The following is a 19,781-nucleotide window of genomic DNA, read 5'->3' as shown; positions in this document are numbered from 1 at the left end:
TTATTATTTTATGCAGCCGTTAGAACACGATGCGTTTAGAAACCACACCCTTGTCGGTGGTGATTTCTACTATAAGTACCTGCTGCTGTACGTTTAGGTTGCCTGTAACCGTTTCGGTAGCGTTTATGCCCTCCTGGGTGTACAGTTGCCTTCCGCGCACGTCAAATACTTTTACGCCACCCATAAGGGCTGTGCCGGTGTTGATGCTTATAGCCTCGCCCTGCTTAAACACAACTACACTGTTTGCATCAAGTATTGGCGTGGTGCCAAGGGCCGATGCCTGGTAGTGTACCTCAAAGCGGCCTTCAAAGTTGCCTGCCTCGGTGGTAAAGGTATAGTCATATTCGCTCAGGTTGCGCAGCACCCCTTCCTGAAGGTCTTTCAGGTAAATGGTTTGCCCCTGGGCAAACAGCCCGTCCATATGGTCGATGCTGATGGTGTACTGCCCTGCCGCAGGCGCGGTAAAGCCCATAGGCACCACATCGCTTACCTCAAACCCCGGCCTTGCCTGTATGGCAAGCCTGTTCTCTGCTGCAAGGGAGTACAGCGCAAGTTCAGCCGTGTTAAATACCTTACTGTCATAACCGTAATCTATACCCATGGTGCCGTTTTCGCTGTAGGCTACAAGCGCCTGGGTACCGTTGCCGTTCTGGGCAACCATGTTCAGCCAGTAGCGTGATGCCGTGCCGGCAGCCGTACGGAAGAAGGCCTGCGCACCCGGTGTGGCACGGCGCATGCTGTTGGTAAAGCTTATTGTGGTAGCCGAAGGCTGTGCTTTTACGATAAAGCCCTGGCCCGGCGCTATAATCCAATCATTACTGCTTCCTGTAAAGTAAGCTCCAAGCTCCGCGTCTAAGTCTCCGTTGCCATTGGTATTGCTTGGCGGGGTTACCAAGCCACTAAGGTTAAGGGTAAGGTACGAAGTCTCTGAAGCATTCTTTTTCCTCCAGAACCATAAACCGGTATCGGTAACCAGGTTGCCGTTGTTGGCTGTTAAGAAGGCCTCAAGGCTTATAGGCGACGGGTAAGGGTTACCCACGGCGGTAAAGCCGTCGCCACCGTCTACCGTAGCAGGGTAATAGCTGCCGTTATTTGGCTTACCGGTAAAGGTACCGTCAAAAATATAGTTGCCGTCTCCCGCAACATATTCCGCAGGGGTGGTGGTAGACGGGTTTCCGTTTTCATCAACACCTGTTACATCTGATGTAATGGTGTTTGGCATACGGATAAGGTAGCTTGTGCCCGCCGCTAGTTCAGTAAAATAGGTAGTAAGCGGATCTACCGGCCAGTAGCCTTGTACGTATGCGGTGCCGTTGAAGGCATAGTCATATATATAAAAACGGTTGTTAGAGGTACCCATAGAGAACGTACGAAGCGTTTGGCCCGACGTTGGTGCAGACCACAGGGTATAGTCTAACCTGTAAAGCGGGTTAGTAAACTTATGGAACTCTATTTTACCAAAATTCTCATTTGTGGTAGCAGCAGCACCCTGTACTATTGCGCCGTTGTTTTGTACAATTATGTTAGGTGTAGTGCCGCTGGTTATGGCATTTTCTACCCTTAGCGTAGCACCACTGTTTACAGTAAGTATGGCACCCTCGTTTACAGTAAGGTTATTGGCATAAGCCACACCTGAACTGATAACAGGGTTATGGCTGCTGGCAGAAATGGTTACATCATCGGCAGCGGTAGGCAGTATGCCGTTACACCAGTTTGCGGTATTTGTCCACGATGTATCTGCCGTTCCTGTCCAGTTAAAGCATTGGCCGGTAACGCTTAGGGTATAATCAGCCCATGTTCCGTAACCGTTTACGCCAGCTGCTCCATAGGTTCCGCATGGTGAGTTAACAGGTACTCCGTCGCTTGAGTTAGCCAGCCTGTTCCATATCCTAAGCCTGTAAAGCCCTGTACCTATATTAGCAGGTATAGTAATTGCAACAGTATAAGTGGCAGCGTCACTCGCAATATAATCAGGTAGCGCAAGTGTCTCATTTGAAGATGCAAACGTACCATCAGCATTAAAGTCAGCGGCAACCCCCACACCTATCCAACCAATAGTGGAAATATTAAAAGTATAGGTTTGGCCTGCGGTAACCGCAAACTGGGTAGCGGTACGGTTTGTGTTTGTACCACATGAGCCGGAAGCAAACGCATCGCTAAATGAAAGCTGCGGAACAGTAACCTGTGTAATTCTGTGACTGGTATCACAACCGTTATAATAAGTAGGAGTACAGTATGCTCCTGTGCTAAAGCTTCCACCGCTTACCCATGAACTCTTGTCTGTATCGCTGCAATGTGCACGAACCCAAACATAATAAGTTACGTTTGCCGGTGTTGTAATAGTTACTGTAGTGTTTCCGTTAGGTACCGCAGTACCGGCTGTTGCCTCTGTAGGGGCCGTATTGGTAGTGCTATAGTAATAGTCATAGTTACCTGCGGCAGTGCCTGTCCAGGTTACCACAGCTGCTGTAAAACCACTTGTTGCTACTACATTAGTAGGCGCAGGGCAAGTAGGTACTACTATTGAAACATTATCAACGGACGCCGGCGGTTGTGTGCCTAGGCTTCCATCATTTCTCCATTCAAATACAAGGCGCATGGTCTGGCCTGCAAAAGAACTAAGGTTTAAAGTAGTATTTGCATAAGTATTATAAACAGACTGCTGGTTAAAGTTCCCGCCGATTTGTATACGGTCCGTTCCCGCAGTAATTTGTGTGCCCGCAACCGGTGTGTAAGAGGCAGGCACTAACCATACCCTTAGGTAATCATAAGTGCTTTCTCCATATCCTTTCCAGTCAAAAGAGAATTCAACATTGCCGGTACCCGCAGGTACAGCAATATCCCTGTATGCCTGAACAACATTTAATACATCAAGATTGTAGTTGTAGGTTGTACCGGCAGCATTATCAGAGATATAAAGCGATTTAGTACCTCCGTTACTAGTAGCAGTGCCTACAAACCATTTATTGGTTTGTGAATCGTTGACAAACGTCCAGTTATTTGTGCCTTCAAAACCTTCGGCTAAGTTTAAGGTAGCAGGTATTTGAGATGTTATAAAAGAGCCTGTTACGTAACCCGATTCACACGCTGCGTTTGCAGCTTTAACCCTGTAATAATATGTGGTTGAAGCATTAAGGCCTGTAATAGTATATGCAGTTCCCGTTAGCGCTGTTACAGGGGCTATTGCCGCTGCAGTAAAGGCAGCATCAGTATATACTTCTACAGTATATGTAGGTGTACCACCCTCTCCTTCGGCAGAAAGTACCCAGCCTATATTAGCGCCTGTTGCGTTAACCGTGTTTACTACTGTAGAGCCCATAGTAGGGCAGTCGCCAATTATTTTACCTGAAATGGCAAAAATGTTTAGCACCGGCTCAGTAGCGCCTGTAGAAGTTTTAGTAAACTTAACGGCCGATACTTTGCGCGTTTGGTTAGCAACATTTACAGATATGGCTACCTGGAATATTTTTGTTGCAAGTTGTTCAACGGCCCCGGTAGTGTTAGACATATTAGCCCTTCCGAGGTTGTTTACGATTATTGAACCTGTACCTACAACCCAGTCTGGTATAGCAATACCTGTAGTGATTTGAGATGTACCGCCATCACTAAAGATAATTTCAGCCGAAGCTGTAAGTGGGCCACTACCACCTGTAGTAGCAATGTATAAGTCTGTAAGTTTTACAGGAGTTTCAAAAGTAAGTGTACCTGTATCATTTTGAGCAGGAAGCCTTAAACTGTTGTTACCACTATAATCAGGTACTATAAAGTTAAGACCTGATGTTGTTGTGCTCGCAAGGAAACGGTTAACAGGAAGGCCTACCGGTGTGGCATTGCCATTACCATCTACATAATTAAGCGCTACATAAGCGTTATTGGCTCCTACAGCATCTACCGGCGCAGTTGTCGAAGACTGGGCTGCGCCCGGACCGTTAGCAATTACGTCTTGGTTATAACCACCTGTGGTAACGTCTATAGGTGTAAAGCCGTTAGTAGCCTGGAATGAACCTGTACTTGGCGTAGCGGCACATGCACCTGCGGCTACCGCCTGTACTTTATAGTAATAAAAAGCATTTGCAGTAAGGCCTTCAATTGCTTGTTTTGCAGCGGTAAGGCCGGGGTATGATGCAAATAGTGTAGTGTATGCAGCATCAGTATACACATCGAGTGTATAAGTTACCGTAGTGGCACCACCACCTGAAACTGATGTCCAGTTAAGCGTAGCGGAGCTGTTTTTTATATTACTTGCTCCCACTACAAGTGCCTGGCCTATACATGTTGTAGTATTTGCTGTAGCACCAGTAGTACTATAAATAGGCCCTGCACAACTTGCGCCGGTATTGTAAGCATATACAAAGTAGTAATATAGCGTGTTAGACGCCGCTGTCGTATCGTTAAGTGCTGTTGATGTACCTACATAAACTACTTTGCCGCCGCCTACAGTTGCGCCCGTGGTATAGGCTGTAGCGTTAGCCGGGGCAGCACTTAGCGTAACCGACGTACTGCGTATTACAAGATAGCCTGTAGGAGCAGTAGCAGGGGCGGTAATTGTACCCGAAACCGAAGTTGAGCCTGTAGCTGTTATTGCAAACGCCGGGGCATCGGGGGTAGGGCATTCTGTCATCAGTGTTGTAAAGCTTCCGGTAACTGCAGGAGATTCACAAGCTGCGTTTACCGCTGTTACCCTATAGTAGTACGTGGTAAAGGGCGATAAACCCGTCAGGTTTTGAGAAGCTACACCGGTGGCGGTTGTAAACGGGGAACCCACTATGGCGCCTGTAAAGTTGCTGTTGGTAAATACTTCAACTTTATACCACACGTTTGCCGTTGTAAGGCCTTCGCCGGCAGTAGCCAGTACTGCATTTACAGTAGCGGAAGTGGAGGTGATATTAGACGTATTGGCACTTGCCATGGTAGGGCAGTCGCCAATAACCTTTCCTGATATGGCAAATATGTTTGCTACAGGTTCGGTGGCTCCTCCAGATGTTTTAGTGAAAGTAACACCTGTAATTTTCTTTTCCTGATTTGCAGCAGCGATAGGAATGGTAACCTGGAAAATTTTTGAATTTCCTGATTCAGGATTTCCTATTGAATTTTCCCTGTTTACACGTCCCAGGTTTGTTGCAAGGTTTGGTGTCGCTGCATTGGTTTGGTACCAGTCCTGAAAAGTAAGGTTTGGCGTTGCCTGAGTGCTTCCGTCTTCAAAATTAATGGTAGCCGTTACAGTAGCTGTGCCACTGCCTCCTGTTACCGCGATATACATATCGGTAAGCTTTAGGGGCACTGTAAGGTATATCGTGGCGCTTTCGTTTTGCGCCGCGATACGGATAGAGTTGTTTTGTGCATAATCTTCCAGGAAGAATTTTAATCCGCTTATTGAGCCTGTAAGGTTCCTGTTTACCGGCAGCCCAAAGGTAGCCGCGTTACTGCTGGCGGTTGCTTTGTAGTCGCGCGACATATAAGCGTTGCTTACCGCATCTATAGCGCCTGTGGTGCTAAGGTTAGCAATACCGGTACCATTTGCTATCACGTCTGTCGTATAGCCGTTTACGTCAATTGGGGTGTAGGTGTTCTCGGCCTTAAAGTTAGAGGTAGCCCAGTCTGAGGCACACTGGCCTGCCTGGTCAGCCTTAACCCTCCAATAATAGGTGGCGTTAGCCGTAAGTCCTGTTATGGTTTGGCGTGCTGTAGTAAGGGTAAAAGGCGAACCTGTAAACGGTGTTGTTAGCCCGGCATCGGTATATACTTCTAACGTATATGTTATTGCGGGGTTAGTGCCTACACCGGCAGATTTTGTCCAGTTAAGGTTAGCCGAACTGTTTTTTACGTTACTTGCACCCACAATAAGTGGTGCGGCGATACATGTTGTTGTACTGGCTGTAGATGATGTGGTGCTATATACCGGCCCCACACAGGTAGCGCCCGTATTATAAGCATATACAAAATAGTAGTAAGTACTGTTTGCTGTTAGTCCGGTATTGTTAAAGGTAGTGCCCGTACCTACGGCTACTACATTGCCCCCGCCTATTGTGCTGCTAGTGGTATACGTAGTATTGTTAACAGGGCCTGCGCTTAGTGTGGCTGATGTGCTCCTGATAACCAGGTAACCTGTGCCATCTGATGGCGTTATAGTACCCGCAACAGCGGTGGATGCTGGTGTGAGGGTTATTGTACCCGGTACTGTAGGTGCGGCACATGGCGCATAAGGTGTAGTAACAGTGCCTGTTACATAGGCTGAACTGCATGCTTGGCCATCAGCTTTTACCCTAAAGTAGTAAGCAGTAAAAGGCGATAGCCCAGTAACGTTATACGTAGAGCCGGTTAAACCTGTAAAAGGAGAACCTGATACAGGATTGTTATACGCGTTGTCTGTAGCAACTTCAAGGGTATAGGTAGGGGTAACGCCGTCGTTTGGCAGTGCACCCAGTACCCAGTTTGCGGTAAATGAAGCTGAAGTGACACTATTAGAACTAACCGATGTCATTACCGGGCAGTTATCAAGCGTTCGTCCTGATAATCCAAAAATTTGTGCTACTGCACCGCTTGCGCCATTTTTAGTAAAGGTAATAGAACTAAGCAGTTTACCCTGATGGGCGACCGGTACCGTAATTGTAAAGTAAAACAACTTAAAATTAGCAGTACCTGTAGGTGCGGTAGCTGTAGCAGAAGTGCGGTCTATGCGGTTTAGTACATTAGCATTCGTAGCTGCCGGAACGGCGGCAGTACCATTTCCGCTCCAGTCTATAAGTGTAGTTGCAGATGCAGAATAGGTGCTGCCATCTGCAAAGTTTAGGGTGGGAAGAAGCGATGCTGCGCCGCTACCCGATGTAACCACAGCGTATATAGTGCTGAACCTTTGCGGATACGCTAAAGTTATGGTGCCTGTTGAGCCATTGCCAGGCATTCTTAAGCTGTTAGTGCCTGTATAATCCTGTGTAAAAAAGGTCAGCCCTGAAGTGGCTGTAGTAATAGTACGGTTTATAGGAAGGCCCGAGTTTGTTCCCGGCAAGTTGCTGCCAGCGTTAAGTTTATAGTCCATTGCATAGTACACAAAGTTCCCGGCATCTACACCTGCACCAGATGATAGTGAAGGAGCCCCGGTGCCATTTGCTATTACGTCTGCAGTATAACCAATGGTCGCTAAAGGTGTATAAGTCCCTTTTTTAGGCACAAACGAACCGGTGGTGCTGTAATCGCCGCAAGTAGTGTTATCTACTTTAACTCTAAAGTAATAGGTAGTGTTCTCTGTAAGGCCGGTTACTTGGTAACGTGTAGTATTTACAGAAGATGCAGTAGTAATGATGTTTGTAAAGCCGGTGTCGGTTGCTACATCAATAGTGTACGTGCCATTTGTAACACCTGCAACACTACTCCACTGTGCGACAGCAGATGTAGCCGTTAAGTCACTGCCTCCCACAACTATAGGAGCTACAGTACACTGTGCCATCGTGGTGTTAACAGTAAAGAGTAATCCAAAGAAAAGGACAGTAAATACATTCAGCATGCTTTTGTTGCGCTGCTGATAGGGGACAGTTAAAAAAGCAGGGTCTGCTTTCAGATGATTTAGATACCCTGTAGGAGGGTGGTTTTGCCCTGAAATTAATCGCGAAAAATTGCGAAAATTTTTCAGGAGCAACAGGTAATTTTCTTTCATTACTATATAGATTTTAAAAACAGTGTAGTTAAAAGTATAATAATGATGCTTATAATTTAGATAACATTAATTAATTATTAAATATTTTACGAAACCGTTGTAGGGAATGCGGTAAGATTTAAATATTTCGATAACTACCCCTGTTAATTATGATTAATATATCAAATGCAAAATATTTAACATTTGTATTTCCTTAAAAAATTTACTAATTAATACATTCTAATGCTTAAAAATAGCTAATTTGTTGTGTTTTATTTATTTTATATAGATAAATCTCTGTAATTACTTAAAATTATGTAACATTTTCATTTAAATTTTACTTTATTTATAACATATGTTTAACAAATACCCCGTTTGTAGGGAGTTTTTATTACAAAAATTTTAATAGATATTGATGTATAATAAACTCCCAGAGCATAAAAAAACCCGGACTGTTAAATCCGGGTTATGTGTATATTAAATAACTTTTACTTATCGTAATGGCTGGTTTTGTATCAGGTCAAGGTATAAATTTATCTTATCCTTAAGTTCTTTCCTTGGTGTAATAAAATCAAGGAAGCCGTGCTCAAGTAAAAACTCCGAAGTCTGGAAACCTTCCGGCAGGTCCTTGCCGGTAGTGTCTTTTACTACACGCGGGCCTGCAAAGCCTATCAGGGCTCCCGGTTCGGCAATGTTTACATCGCCCAGCATGGCATACGATGCCGTTACACCCCCCGTTGTAGGGTCAGTAGATAATGATATATACGGCAGGCCGGCTTCGGCAAGCTGTGCCAGCTTAGCGCTGGTCTTGGCCAGTTGCATTAGCGATGCCGCCGCTTCCATCATTCGTGCCCCGCCCGATTTTGAGATCATTAAAAAAGGCAACCTGTGCTTTATGGCATAGTCTATGGCGCGGGCTATCTTTTCGCCTACCACGCCGCCCATTGAGCCACCTATAAATGAAAAGTCCATACAGGCTATAACAAGGTCTTTGCCTTTGCTTTTGCCTACTGCGGTACGCACCGCGTCTTTAAGACCGGTTTTATCCATAGCCTCCTTAAGGCGGTCGTTATATTTTTTAGTATCTACAAACTTAAGGCTGTCTTTACTTTCAATGTTTTTGTCAAGTTCGGTAAACTCATTGTCGTCAAACAGTATCTGGAAGTATTCTTTGCTTCCTATCCTTACATGGTAGCCATCTTCGGGGCTTACATAATAGTTCCTGGCAAGCTCATCGGCATCTACAATCTTTCCGGTGGGCGATTTATACCAAAGGCCCTTGGGTACGTCCCTTTTGCTTTCGGTAGGTGTGGTTATCCCTTTTTCCGTTCTTTTAAACCAAGCCATAATCTTATTTTTATTGAAAATGGTTGTTGGTTGTTAGTTATTGGTTGTTGGGCTTACCAGCAACTAAAAACTAACAACCAACAACAAATAACTAAAGTGTATTTACATTATTGAGGTCGGCAAATGCCTGCTCAAGCCTTTTTATGAATGTAACTTCGCCTTCGCGAAGCCATTTGCGCGGGTCATAATGTTTTTTATTTGGCGACTCAGGTCCATCCGGGCTGCCTATCTGTGTTTTAAGGTAGTCTACTTTACCCACCATATAATCACGGATGCCTTCGGTAAAGGCAAACTGAAGGTCGGTATCAATATTCATTTTAATAACACCGTAAGAAATCGCTTCCCTTATCTCCTCAAGCGTAGAGCCAGAGCCTCCGTGGAATACAAAATCGATAGGGTTAGCTTCTGTGTTGAACTTTTCCTGTACATACTCCTGGGAATTTTTAAGGATTTTTGGCGTAAGCTTTACGTTACCAGGCTTATATACACCGTGCACGTTGCCAAAGGCTGCCGCTATTGTAAACTTGTCTGACACTGCGCTTAGTGCCTCATATACTTCAGCTACTTCTTCCGGCTGGGTATACAGTTTAGAGCTGTCTACATCGCTGTTGTCTACACCGTCTTCTTCGCCACCGGTAATGCCAAGCTCTATTTCAAGTGTCATGCCCAGTTTGCTCATCCTTTTAAGGTACTCCACACATATCTCTATGTTTTCGTGCAGCGGCTCCTCGCTAAGGTCAAGCATGTGAGAGCTAAAAAGCGGCTTACCTGTTTCTTCAAAATGTTTTTCACTGGCATCAAGCAGGCCGTCTACCCATGGTAAAAGGTTCTTGGCGCAGTGGTCTGTATGTAAAATTACTGTGGCGCCGTATGCCTCAGCAAGGGTATGTATATGTTTGGCTCCGGCTATTGCTCCCAGTATCGAAGCTTTCTGGCCGTCATTGCTCAGGCCTTTACCGGCATTAAAAGAAGCGCCGCCGTTAGAGAACTGGATTATTACAGGAGATTTTAGCTTAGCTGCGGTTTCAAGTACACCGTTTATAGTGTCAGAACCTATTACGTTTACTGCAGGAAGCGCAAAGCCTTTTTCTTTGGCATATTTAAAAATTTCCTGTACCTGGTCTCCGGTAGCTACTCCGGGTTTAATGTTGTGGGCCATCAGTTATTGGGTTTTTAAAATTAATTTACAAATTTAATATTTTTAAATTTAGAAAGGGTAATTAATTCCGACATTTAAAACAGTCTTGCTCAAATTGTAGCCTTTAAACCAGCGGTCTCCCTCGGCACGGCCGGGGTCGTAGGTTTTAAAGCCAAAGTCGAGGCGGAACACAAAAAAGTTAAAATCGTACCTAAAACCGGTACCTGTGCCAAAAGCCAGGTCGCGTAGCGAGTTAAACCCGTTAAAGGTATAGGCCTTGTCTGTTTCTTCATCAAACACGTTCCAGATGTTGCCCACATCGCCAAAAACGGCGCCATACAGCTGCCCGAATATGTTGTACCTGAGCTCTGCGCTGTAGGCTAATTTAAGGTTAGCCTCGTTAAAGTCGTTTATGCTGCCGCTGCTTCCCGGCCCCAGGCTGTAGCTTTGCCACGCACGGTTATCATTACTACCCCCCGCAAAATAACTGCGTGTAAAAGGTATGGAAGTAGAGTTGCCATAAGGTACGGCAAGGCCAAAGAACGCCCTCATGGCCAGGGCCCTTTTGCGGCCAAGGTCAAAATGTTTTATAAAATCTACCTCCCCTTTTACATACTGGGCATACTGTACATCAAAAAAAGTGCGCGACCCTGTGGGCACACCTTTGTTTTCGTTCATTAGCGGCCCCAGCAGGCTCAGCACACCCCCGGCGCTTTCAAGCTTTGTTTTAAACAGGAAAAACTCAAGGTCGTTAATGTTTTGCCGGGTAGTAGTGGTAAAGGTATAGGCGCTGGATGAAATCAGGTTATTTTCAGTAAGCCTTTCTTTACGTTCGCCCAGGCGGTTTATTTCCTGCAGGTCAGCTTCTGATAGTGCAGCGCCTGTATTATTGTTCCTCGCATCTAGTATAAAAGCATCTACCATTCCGCTATCGCGGTCAAGCTTCCTGTCTTCCCCGGTTCCTGTAAAGTAGCCCTGGCTTATGCCGGGATATTGCTTTGCTATATCATTAAGCCTGTTGTAGGACGATGTATATACATAAAAATAATTCTGCGGATTTAAATTGCGTATGTACTGCAGGTTTAGCAGGTCAAACTTTCCGGTATGGTTACGCTTGGGGGTCCAGGTATAGCTTATAATCCCGGTTACGCTTTCTTTATCAAGCCCTATGTTTTTCTGGCGGCTTACGCCCAGGCTGGCAATGGTGCTGGGCAGCATCTCTTTAAGGATAACCTTATTAGTATTAACAGGGAACCAAATTCGCGGTATGGTTAACTTGGCATCGGCGCCATACTCTAATATATTAAAAAATGCATTGTCGCGGCTTAATACGGCCGGATCGCGTGATGAGCCTATGTTGCCCCGGGTGGTAAGGTCGAGCGTTTCGGCTCCCCTGAAAACATTACGTATGGTTACACCCACGCTTCCCTGCACGCCAAAATCCTGTATGCTGTTATGGTTAAAATCGGCCGCAAGGTTAAACCGGAATTTTTTACGCTGGTTTAATCGTATTGTTGCAATAAGCGATGTGCCGGTAGTATCTGCAGGGTCTTCGGCAAAGGCTATTCCGGGATAATAAAACATGCGCAGGTTAGTAAGGTAGCGCGAGGTGCGGGTACGGTTCAGGTCGGCATAGGTGCTGCCGGGCGTTATAAAAATAGCATCGGTAAGGGCCTTAGCCCTGTAGCGCAGCTTCCCGGTACTAAATATTTTAAACCCATGGTAATTAGTACTGTCTATCACACCGGTTTCGTCGTTTGCATCATTTACAAAAACTTCTACCTTGCTTACTTTGTATAGCCTGAAAGGCCGTGTAATGGTGCTGTCGCCCCGGTTTATGGTTTCGTTGTCTATAACCAGGTCTACATTGGCCTTGTGTCCTGTGTTAACGGTATCTAACGTATAGTTTATATTGGTTTGCGAAAATGTATAGGCGCCCCTGTTCCTAAAGTAGGTGTAAATGCGTTCGCGCTCGGCAATAAAGTCGGCTTCATTATACTGTTGCCCTTTTTTTAGCAGGCTGCGGTCTTTGCTTTCTTTATAAAGGCTGTCAAGTGCCGGCGTTTCAATATAAGTGTACAGTGAGTCTAATATATAGGGCTCCCCGGTTAACAGGTTGTACTTTACCACTACTCTTTTATCAGGAAGTGTATCTATAGTATAGCTTGAGCGGGCATTAAAAAAACCCTGTTTATAATAATAGGCATACAGCCTGTTTCGCGATTTTTTTATACGTGTAAGGTCTGATATTACAGGTGGCTCCCCGGTTTTTTTAAGAAAATTGCTAATGCCCGATACTACAAAGCTTTTACCCAGGCGGTTTACCTGCTTTTCGCTGAGCAATTTTGTATAAAGCTCATGGCGGCCCGGTTTGCGGTCAAGCCAGGCATGGTATGATGAGTCCGGATTAGGGGTGGCCAGGTTATAAAGGTGCAGCCTGAGGTGAAAGCCGCCTATATTAGTATTCTCCTGCTGGTACAGCTGGGCGAAGTGCTGGTCGTCGTCTTTTTTTTCACCGTTTACCGTAATTTCATTGCGCTCTAACAACTTCTTGTCTTCAGGTACCCTTTTTGTAAGGTCGCATGAAGCAAGGATGAATAAAAATAGGGTAAATAATGTTATTTTTGTGCTTATATTCTTCAAAATCGTACTGCCGAAACTTAAATCAAAAATACATTTTTTATGCTTAGTAAAAACCAAATAAAAATAATAACGGGCTTACAGCAAAAAAAATACAGGAAGCAGCATAAAATGTTTTTTGCTGAAGGAATAAAAGTAGTACAGGAATTGCTGGATTCTAACGTTACGCTGTCACATCTTTATAGTGAACCCGGCTACTTTAACGGTATTCCTGACAATATGATAACAGCAGTGACGGAAGCCGAACTAAAAAAAATAAGCGCACTTACTACCCCGCAGCACTGCCTGGCGCTTTTTGAAATACCTGATGAAAAGCCCATACCACAAAACGGGCTCATTGTAGCGCTTGACGACGTGCGCGACCCGGGTAACCTGGGTACGATTATAAGGCTGTGCGACTGGTTTGGTATCGGTACCCTGGTGTGTTCGCACGAATGTGTAGATGTATACAACCCTAAGGTAGTGCAGGCCACCATGGGCAGCATAAGCCGGGTAAATGTGGTATATACAAATTTGGAGGAATATCTTGAAAGCAGCGGCCAGCCTGTATTTGGTACGTTTATGGACGGTGCCAATATCTATAAAGAAAACCTGCCCGCAGATGGTATTATAGTTTTAGGCAATGAAGCAAACGGCATATCGGGTGGGGTAGGGGTACGCTGCACGCAGCGGCTGAGCATACCTCGCTTTGGAAACCTGCAAAAAACAGAAAGCCTTAATGTGGCTACCGCGGCTGCCATCATATTAAGCGAGTTCAGGAGGGGCTAAGGTTCTACACAAGTTTGCAGCACCCGGTCAGCAATGGTTTGGGTTTAATGAAACGTAAAATTCACTAATACTGCCCTGGTTCTAAGGCTCTCAATGTTGCCGGTGTAAGGGCTGTTAGGGTCGTTATCGCGCACCAGCTCATCACCCAGGCCAAATACCCCACGTATAGAGGGCGAAAACTTAAAGTATTCAAAGTAAATATCAATACCGGCTCCTATTTCCCAGTTATTCGTCCAGGTTTTCATACGGAAGCGGTCTCCTGTTATGTTATCATCCTTGACCCTTTCATTGGCATCAAAATTCAGTGTGCGCGAAAGGCCGCCCACCAGGTAAGGCTTAATATTGCCCGTGCGTGTGGCACTAAATTTTAGCAGCAACGGAAAGTGGATGTAGGTAGACTTTACTTCGCGCAGCTTATCCCAGCTGTTTATAAGTGCAGGGTCGGTATAAATAAGGTTGCGCTGGGTGTAGTACAGGCCCGGCTCAAAACGCAGGTCGAGGTGCTCAAAAATACGCAGGTTGCCCACAAGGCCCACGTTAAAGCCCGTAGTACTTTGTTCTATAATGTCTACCTGTGGGGTAGTCTTGTAGTCAATTTTAAAGCCGTAGCTGTTAAAGCCCAAAAAATAACCCCAGTGCGTGCGCTGCTTATCAAAGTTCTCCATGTTTATTATAGGGTCTTTGCTAAATATCTGGGTGCCAAACTGTGCATGGCCGCAAAGCCCCGAAAACAGGAGTATATACAGAAAAAAATTCTTCATCTTATTGTTTTGAAGCCGAATAAATGGTAGCCACGCCCATGGTTTGGGGCATTGCCTTAACGTCTATAAACCCGATTTTTCGCAAAATATTGTTTAGCGCTTCGCCAAAAGGGAAAACAGCCGCCGATTCGCCCAGGTAAGTGTAAGCGCTGCCCTCTTTGCTAAACAGCCTGCCTATAAGCGGCAACAGTACTTTTGTATGGAAATTATAGCCCTGCTTAAACGGGAATTTTGTAGGTACCGATGTTTCTAAAATCACAAATATACCGCCCGGTTTTAATACGCGCAGTATTTCGGCAAGGCCTTTTTCCAGCGTTTCAAAGTTACGGATGCCGAAGGCTACGGTAATGGCGTCGAAATAATTATCTTCAAAGGGCAGGTTTTCGCTGTCGCCATATTGCAGGGTAACGCGGCTTTCAAGGCCTTTTTCGGCTACCTTTTTTCGGCCCACCTCCATCATGCCTTCGCTAATGTCGGCCCCTATAATTTGGGGTGCATTGGTTTGCGCCATCAGTATGGCCAGGTCGCCAGTGCCGGTGGCAATGTCCAGTATGGTTTTCGGGTTTTTTGCCGAAACCATTGCCAGCACCTTTTTGCGCCACTTTATGTCGATACCAAACGATATTACGCGGTTAAGCCCATCATAATTACCGCTTATGTTATCAAACATCCGGGCTACCTGTTCTTTTTTCCCGAGTCCGGAATCTTTATAGGGCGTTATTTGTTGCGACATTACAGCGATTTAGGGTGCAAAGATAAAAATTGTTTTGCTAATGAAATTATAATATGCCTGTAATATGCAGTTCATGGTTTTTAAGGGGTTCTAAAATCAGCAGTTGAGGCATTAACATGATACGAATATCGTATGCTTTTATTTCCTTTTCTTAATACTATAACTTCTTTTACCCAGTGGGCACTATCATAAATCAAGGGTTGTTTTACTTCACCCCGGGTGTTAATTATACCATACTTGCCGTTTTGCTTAGCTATGTATTCGTCAGAACCATCAATATACTCTAAATCTTCATATACAGGAGCCACCAGAACTTCAGCATTTACAGAAAGTATTCCATAGCTGCCCTTATTACTAAAAATTGCGGTATTATTTTGCCTGTACAGATAATTTCTTGAGGGTTTAAAATTTTCGGCATTTTCTATTTCAAGGGGCCGCTTAGGGTTGTTCAGTTTCAGAAAGTAACAGTTATTGCCTTTATTGCAAAACGCGACATCAAGCCACAACTCGCAAAATGAATATTCAAAAGGGAGCAGTAATTTCCCTGTTTCATCATACACGGCGTTCTTTTCTGAGAGTTCTGCAATCACAAACCTGTTCCTGTACCAAAACAGATTGTCATATCTACCAGGTATTACAGAAACATTGCTCCGGCTAACAAGGCTTTCTCCCTGCGAGTCATGTACTATAAAATTATTTCCTGCACTGGCAATCATTGAAAACCGGGAGGGTATGAGCTCCTGCCCATCGTTAGTTACCAGTCCCTTTAAGCCGCCGGAAGTTATAATAAGGTCGGTGCCCATTGGCTCAATGTACTGGTACTTACAGGCTATTTTGGTGGTGCCGTCAAGGCCAATTGTTCCATATAGGCGCTTGTTATTAATTATAATCGCATACTCTTTTTCAACAGATATAATTTCATGGGCCTTTATCGGAGGGAACAATCTGCTTCCGGTAGTATCTATAATAGTGGTTCTGCCATCCTGCAATTGTACAGCGCTTAGCCCGTTCTCAAAACGCTTAGCATCGGTAAAAATAAAATCGGAGAGCTTTTCAGATTTATGAAAGAGGGCGCTCAAGTCCGATTTTTCAGCAAAATAATATCCCTTCGCTGCATCAAGCACATTGTTATATTCTAACGGAACCACTATATTTCCCAGCGTATCGAGCACACCTTTATTACCTTTAAGTGCAGCAAATATTTCTGCTGCAGACGGCATGAAAACAAAATCATAGCTCAGGGGTATTCGCACAGAACCATCTTTATTTATATAGCCTCTCTTCATGCTTTTTCCATGCCTGAGCCCGGCTTCCAGCCACCCATATGCCGTTATATTTATATAATCATACTTAGGGGTAAATAATTGCCTGCCCGCTTTGTCCAGTAGCGTATATTGTGATTTTTTACTACGGGCTTCTGCAACACCGTTTATCAGCCGGCCAATGTATTCGTATTCTGATTTCAGGCTGTCCCTGATTTTTTCAAAATCCTGCCCTGCAACCAATGCGGGAATCAAAAGGAGTACTATGCATATTAGTTTCATAATCTAAAGTTGGTTTTCAAATATTGAAGGGAGGCTTCATTAACTAACCCATTCATTCCAAGTGGCAATTAACTCCCATTTGCCCTCCGTTTTCCTGTAAATGTACAGACCACCTGTGCCACATAAGGCACCGCAACTGTACGATAAACGTATCATAGCTGTTTTAAAATCCGCCGAAAACAACGGCATAGATACAAGGCAATAGGGTTCACATTCATCAAGCAGTCTCTCCCAAAACTTATGCCTTTTTTCTCCAAGTGCTTCTTCAAATTCCGGAAGTACCACGGTTCGGGCTTCCGCTAAGTTTCGTTCATTTAATTTAAAGGTCGTGCTGTAACGTGCCTGCTTAAATATAAAATCCGCATCTGCTTTAGTAAATATGCTGTCGGCTTGTACAATTTGAAGTGAATCACGTTCATACATAAACGGAGGCAGGTATTCACGCCCTATAATTGTATTACAATGATTAAAATAGGAAGTATCTGAAGCAATAATGCTGTTGATGAACTCATAAATGGTTTTATCACCTACTAACTGTTTCGCATTGGGGTCGGGTGTTATATTTACTGATGTGGGTTTTTCTTCATTTGAGATTTCAGTATCAATTACTTCTTCCGAAATCAGGGATGCGTTTTTGTCGCAGGAGCTAAGTGTAGTGAGGAACAATAAAAGGCAGGCTAACGTTTTCATAACAATATGGTTGGTGTTACTAAGATAACGGAAAAATTCAATTTTTATTCACCTTCCCAACTTTCCTTTGTAAAAAACATATTGCCAAATTTTGGCGAATCAAATACGAGTGTAAAGCCCCATACGCTTCGGTATATTGTAGGGTTACTTGTCAATACATGGTGTGTGGGTTGCGGCATATGGACTACTAACCTTTCAGAATTATGGGGTTTAACGGTCGATATCGTTCCTTTATATGTTTGCTGTATCCTGTTTTTATCGGTTAAATAAAAATAAATGGAATCGTTATCCTTTATTTCAAACCTGAAATGATTGTATTGCCAGTCGGCTTGTTTTCCGTGGATTATTTCCCTATCAATAACATATACGCCATAATAATCGTCTTTGGATAATATTTTTTTACTCGTAAGTGTTCTTAAAATACTGGAGAGTACTATTAAGCTAAAAAGGCTAACAAATATCCAGACGATACTTTTGAGAAATATTTTTTTAGGTTTTATAAGCCACAAGACAAATAATATGATGACTAAGGGAACTAAAATGACAATAAAAAAAAGAGTAAAGCCCAATCCCATAGTTCAGTATTGTTATGTCGTTTTCACCCACGTCTCAAATACAAACTCATATCCATGCTTCTCGTCTTTCCCGTGAAAAACACTCTCGGTAAGCGTCCATTCGTCGGTGTCAATATCAGGGAAATACGCGTCTGCTTCGGGGCTGATTCCAAGCACGCGGGTGAGTTCAATCTTGTCGGCTCTGGCAATGCTTTGCTTGTAAATTTCGCCACCGCCTATGATGTAGACTTCCTCATCTCGAGGAGAGGCAGCGAGGGCTTCGTCGAGGCTGTTTACAATAATGCAGCCCTCATGGGTGTAATCCGCCTGGCGGGTAATTACAACATTAGTGCGGTTGGGCAGTGGGCCATCCATACTCTCCAGGGTCTTGCGGCCCATAATAATGTGGTGTCCGGTAGTAAGCTGCTTAAAGCGCTTAAAATCATCCGGCAGGCGCCAAATCATCCGGTTGTCTTTGCCCAGGGCATTGTTTTCGGCCGCGGCGGCTATCAGGGTAACGGTCATTATATAGGGGTAGAGGTGGGGTTTTCTTTTTCGAACTTCTTTTCAAGTTCGCCAATGCGGCGTTCCTGGCGGGCTACCAGTTTTTCTATCTGCTCGCGTTCCCAGGTTTTGTTTATAAAGCTTTCCGTAACAAATACCTTTATAAAATGCAGTACAAATACAAACGCCCAAGCGGTTATGGCCCATAGGTACCAGTCGTCCTGCGGGTCTACTTCAAGCAGCTTATTGATGATGTAAAAGAAAATGCTGCTTACAAAAAATAGTATAAAGTGGAAGTACACCCGCTTTTTTTGTTTGATGCGTTTTCGGGCATATTCGTATAATTCATGCTGTGGTTTTTCCATTATCTCTATTTTATGAATAAAGATAGTAAAAAAACTAAATTTAATTTACAATCTTAGTTAGAGGAAGGTTAATGTTGCAATTTAAACCGCCACAGCCCCCTTTATGTGCGGGTGCGGGTCGTATTCGGTAAGCGTAAAATCTTCAAAGGTAAAATCGAAAATGTTTTTTACCTCAGGGTTCAGCGTCATTTTAGGCAGCGGGCGAGGCGCGCGGGTAAGCTGTAGCTCCAGTTGCTCAAAATGGTTATTGTAAATGTGCGCGTCGCCAAAGGTGTGAATAAAATCACCCGGCTCAAAACCGCAAACGTGCGCAATCATTAATGTCAATAACGCATACGAAGCAATATTAAACGGAACTCCTAAAAAGATATCCGCACTCCTTTGGTATAATTGGCACGATAGCTTCGCGGCTCCCCCTTCGGGGGTTGGGGGGCTTACATAAAACTGGAAAAACGCGTGGCAGGGTGGGAGCGCCACTTTGCCCTCGGCCACATTCTCGGCAAATGATTTTGAAGTATCAGGCAATACCCTTGGGTTCCAGGCGCTCACCAGCATACGGCGGCTATTTGGGTTGGTTTTTAACGTGTCGATAAGTTCGGCAATCTGGTCAATTTCCCGGCTGTCCCAGTTGCGCCACTGGTGGCCGTATACTGGGCCAAGGTTACCGTTTTCATCGGCCCACTCGTCCCAAATCTTAACGCCGTTCTCCGTGAGGAAGCCAATATTAGTCTCGCCTTTAAGGAACCAGAGCAGTTCATATATAATCGACTTAAGGTGCAGTTTTTTGGTCGTAACCAATGGGAAGCCCTCGCTCAGGTCAAAACGCATCTGGTAGCCAAAAACACTTTTTGTGCCCGTACCGGTGCGGTCGCCTTTCTGGTTGCCGTGCTCCATTACATGCTTCACTAAGTCTAAATACTGCTTCATTTTTGTAATTTGAAAATTTGAAAATGTGGTAATTTGAAAATGCTGTTGCAAGGTATAAAATTACGAAAATTTAAAACTGATTGCCTGTTGTGTTTTATCCCCAAGTTATCCACAAAAAAACAGCCCGGAAGCTGTTTGTATTTATTTATGTTTTGAGATTTTTTATAGATTGCTTCGTGC

General features: G+C 44.4%; 12 protein-coding genes. 1 reads left to right on the top strand and 11 read right to left on the bottom strand.

Going from position 1 to position 19,781, the window contains the following annotated elements; genetic code table 11:
• Positions 1–19: 19 nt before the first annotated feature.
• The 4 genes from ACLI09_RS12990 to ACLI09_RS12975 all read right to left on the bottom strand — a co-directional run bounded on the left by ACLI09_RS12990 (position 20) and on the right by ACLI09_RS12975 (position 12,758).
• Complete coding sequence (locus tag ACLI09_RS12990) at positions 20–7,444, bottom strand: T9SS sorting signal type C domain-containing protein (RefSeq protein ID WP_411420057.1); 7,425 nt, start codon at positions 7,442–7,444, stop codon at positions 20–22.
• A gap of 678 nt (positions 7,445–8,122) precedes the next feature.
• Complete coding sequence (gene accD, locus ACLI09_RS12985) at positions 8,123–8,977, bottom strand: acetyl-CoA carboxylase, carboxyltransferase subunit beta (protein ID WP_411420056.1); 855 nt, start codon at positions 8,975–8,977, stop codon at positions 8,123–8,125.
• Between the two features lie 91 nt (positions 8,978–9,068).
• Positions 9,069–10,136, bottom strand: a complete 1,068-nt coding sequence (fbaA, locus tag ACLI09_RS12980; RefSeq protein ID WP_411420055.1) for a class II fructose-bisphosphate aldolase — start codon at positions 10,134–10,136, stop codon at positions 9,069–9,071.
• A gap of 48 nt (positions 10,137–10,184) precedes the next feature.
• The gene (locus ACLI09_RS12975) at positions 10,185–12,758 is read right to left on the bottom strand and encodes a BamA/TamA family outer membrane protein (protein ID WP_411420054.1); all 2,574 of its coding nucleotides are present in this window, start codon (positions 12,756–12,758) and stop codon (positions 10,185–10,187) included.
• A gap of 39 nt (positions 12,759–12,797) precedes the next feature.
• On the opposite strand from ACLI09_RS12975, the gene ACLI09_RS12970 reads away from it, so the two are divergent.
• Positions 12,798–13,523 (top strand): TrmH family RNA methyltransferase, encoded by a 726-nt coding sequence (locus tag ACLI09_RS12970; RefSeq protein ID WP_411420053.1) that lies wholly within the window; start codon positions 12,798–12,800, stop codon positions 13,521–13,523.
• Between the two features lie 44 nt (positions 13,524–13,567).
• On the opposite strand, the gene ACLI09_RS12965 is transcribed toward ACLI09_RS12970, so the two are convergent.
• The 7 genes from ACLI09_RS12965 to ACLI09_RS12935 all read right to left on the bottom strand — a co-directional run bounded on the left by ACLI09_RS12965 (position 13,568) and on the right by ACLI09_RS12935 (position 19,601).
• Complete coding sequence (locus ACLI09_RS12965; protein ID WP_411420052.1) at positions 13,568–14,284, bottom strand: porin family protein; 717 nt, start codon at positions 14,282–14,284, stop codon at positions 13,568–13,570.
• Between the two features lies 1 nt (position 14,285).
• On the bottom strand, positions 14,286–15,017 hold the full coding sequence (ubiE, locus tag ACLI09_RS12960) for a bifunctional demethylmenaquinone methyltransferase/2-methoxy-6-polyprenyl-1,4-benzoquinol methylase UbiE (RefSeq protein WP_411420051.1): 732 nt from the start codon (positions 15,015–15,017) through the stop codon (positions 14,286–14,288).
• Positions 15,018–15,097: 80 nt separating this feature from the next.
• Entirely contained in the window at positions 15,098–16,561 is a 1,464-nt protein-coding gene (locus ACLI09_RS12955; RefSeq protein WP_411420050.1) for a WG repeat-containing protein, read from the bottom strand.
• Between the two features lie 39 nt (positions 16,562–16,600).
• Positions 16,601–17,251: a hypothetical protein gene (locus tag ACLI09_RS12950; protein ID WP_411420049.1), complete on the bottom strand. Its 651-nt coding sequence runs from the start codon at positions 17,249–17,251 to the stop codon at positions 16,601–16,603.
• Between the two features lie 587 nt (positions 17,252–17,838).
• Positions 17,839–18,330, bottom strand: coding sequence for a dihydrofolate reductase (locus ACLI09_RS12945; protein ID WP_411420048.1), 492 nt, complete (start codon positions 18,328–18,330; stop codon positions 17,839–17,841).
• Positions 18,330–18,674: a 2TM domain-containing protein gene (locus ACLI09_RS12940; RefSeq protein WP_411420047.1), complete on the bottom strand. Its 345-nt coding sequence runs from the start codon at positions 18,672–18,674 to the stop codon at positions 18,330–18,332. Before ACLI09_RS12940 ends, ACLI09_RS12945 begins: the two co-directional genes overlap by 1 nt.
• An 81-nt stretch (positions 18,675–18,755) precedes the next feature.
• The gene (locus ACLI09_RS12935) at positions 18,756–19,601 is read right to left on the bottom strand and encodes a thymidylate synthase (RefSeq protein ID WP_411420046.1); all 846 of its coding nucleotides are present in this window, start codon (positions 19,599–19,601) and stop codon (positions 18,756–18,758) included.
• Positions 19,602–19,781 lie beyond the last annotated feature (180 nt).

The organism is Flavobacterium sp. RHBU_24 (assembly GCF_046613695.1).
Lineage (GTDB): Bacteria > Bacteroidota > Bacteroidia > Flavobacteriales > Flavobacteriaceae > Flavobacterium.
The sequence above is the reverse complement of the archived record's forward strand: the minus strand, read 5'-3'. Positions and strand labels throughout refer to the sequence as shown.

Excerpts from the sequence above, each read along its gene's own strand:
- ACLI09_RS12990 (WP_411420057.1), bottom strand. The coding sequence starts at position 7,444 with ATGGCACAGTGTACTGTAGCTCCTATAGTTGTGGGAGGCAGTGACTTA.
- accD (WP_411420056.1), bottom strand. The coding sequence starts at position 8,977 with ATGGCTTGGTTTAAAAGAACGGAAAAAGGGATAACCACACCTACCGAA.
- fbaA (WP_411420055.1), bottom strand. The coding sequence starts at position 10,136 with ATGGCCCACAACATTAAACCCGGAGTAGCTACCGGAGACCAGGTACAG.
- ACLI09_RS12970 (WP_411420053.1), top strand. The coding sequence starts at position 12,798 with ATGCTTAGTAAAAACCAAATAAAAATAATAACGGGCTTACAGCAAAAA.
- ACLI09_RS12965 (WP_411420052.1), bottom strand. The coding sequence starts at position 14,284 with ATGAAGAATTTTTTTCTGTATATACTCCTGTTTTCGGGGCTTTGCGGC.
- ubiE (WP_411420051.1), bottom strand. The coding sequence starts at position 15,017 with ATGTCGCAACAAATAACGCCCTATAAAGATTCCGGACTCGGGAAAAAA.
- ACLI09_RS12955 (WP_411420050.1), bottom strand. The coding sequence starts at position 16,561 with ATGAAACTAATATGCATAGTACTCCTTTTGATTCCCGCATTGGTTGCA.
- ACLI09_RS12950 (WP_411420049.1), bottom strand. The coding sequence starts at position 17,251 with ATGAAAACGTTAGCCTGCCTTTTATTGTTCCTCACTACACTTAGCTCC.
- ACLI09_RS12945 (WP_411420048.1), bottom strand. The coding sequence starts at position 18,330 with ATGACCGTTACCCTGATAGCCGCCGCGGCCGAAAACAATGCCCTGGGC.
- ACLI09_RS12940 (WP_411420047.1), bottom strand. The coding sequence starts at position 18,674 with ATGGAAAAACCACAGCATGAATTATACGAATATGCCCGAAAACGCATC.
- ACLI09_RS12935 (WP_411420046.1), bottom strand. The coding sequence starts at position 19,601 with ATGAAGCAGTATTTAGACTTAGTGAAGCATGTAATGGAGCACGGCAAC.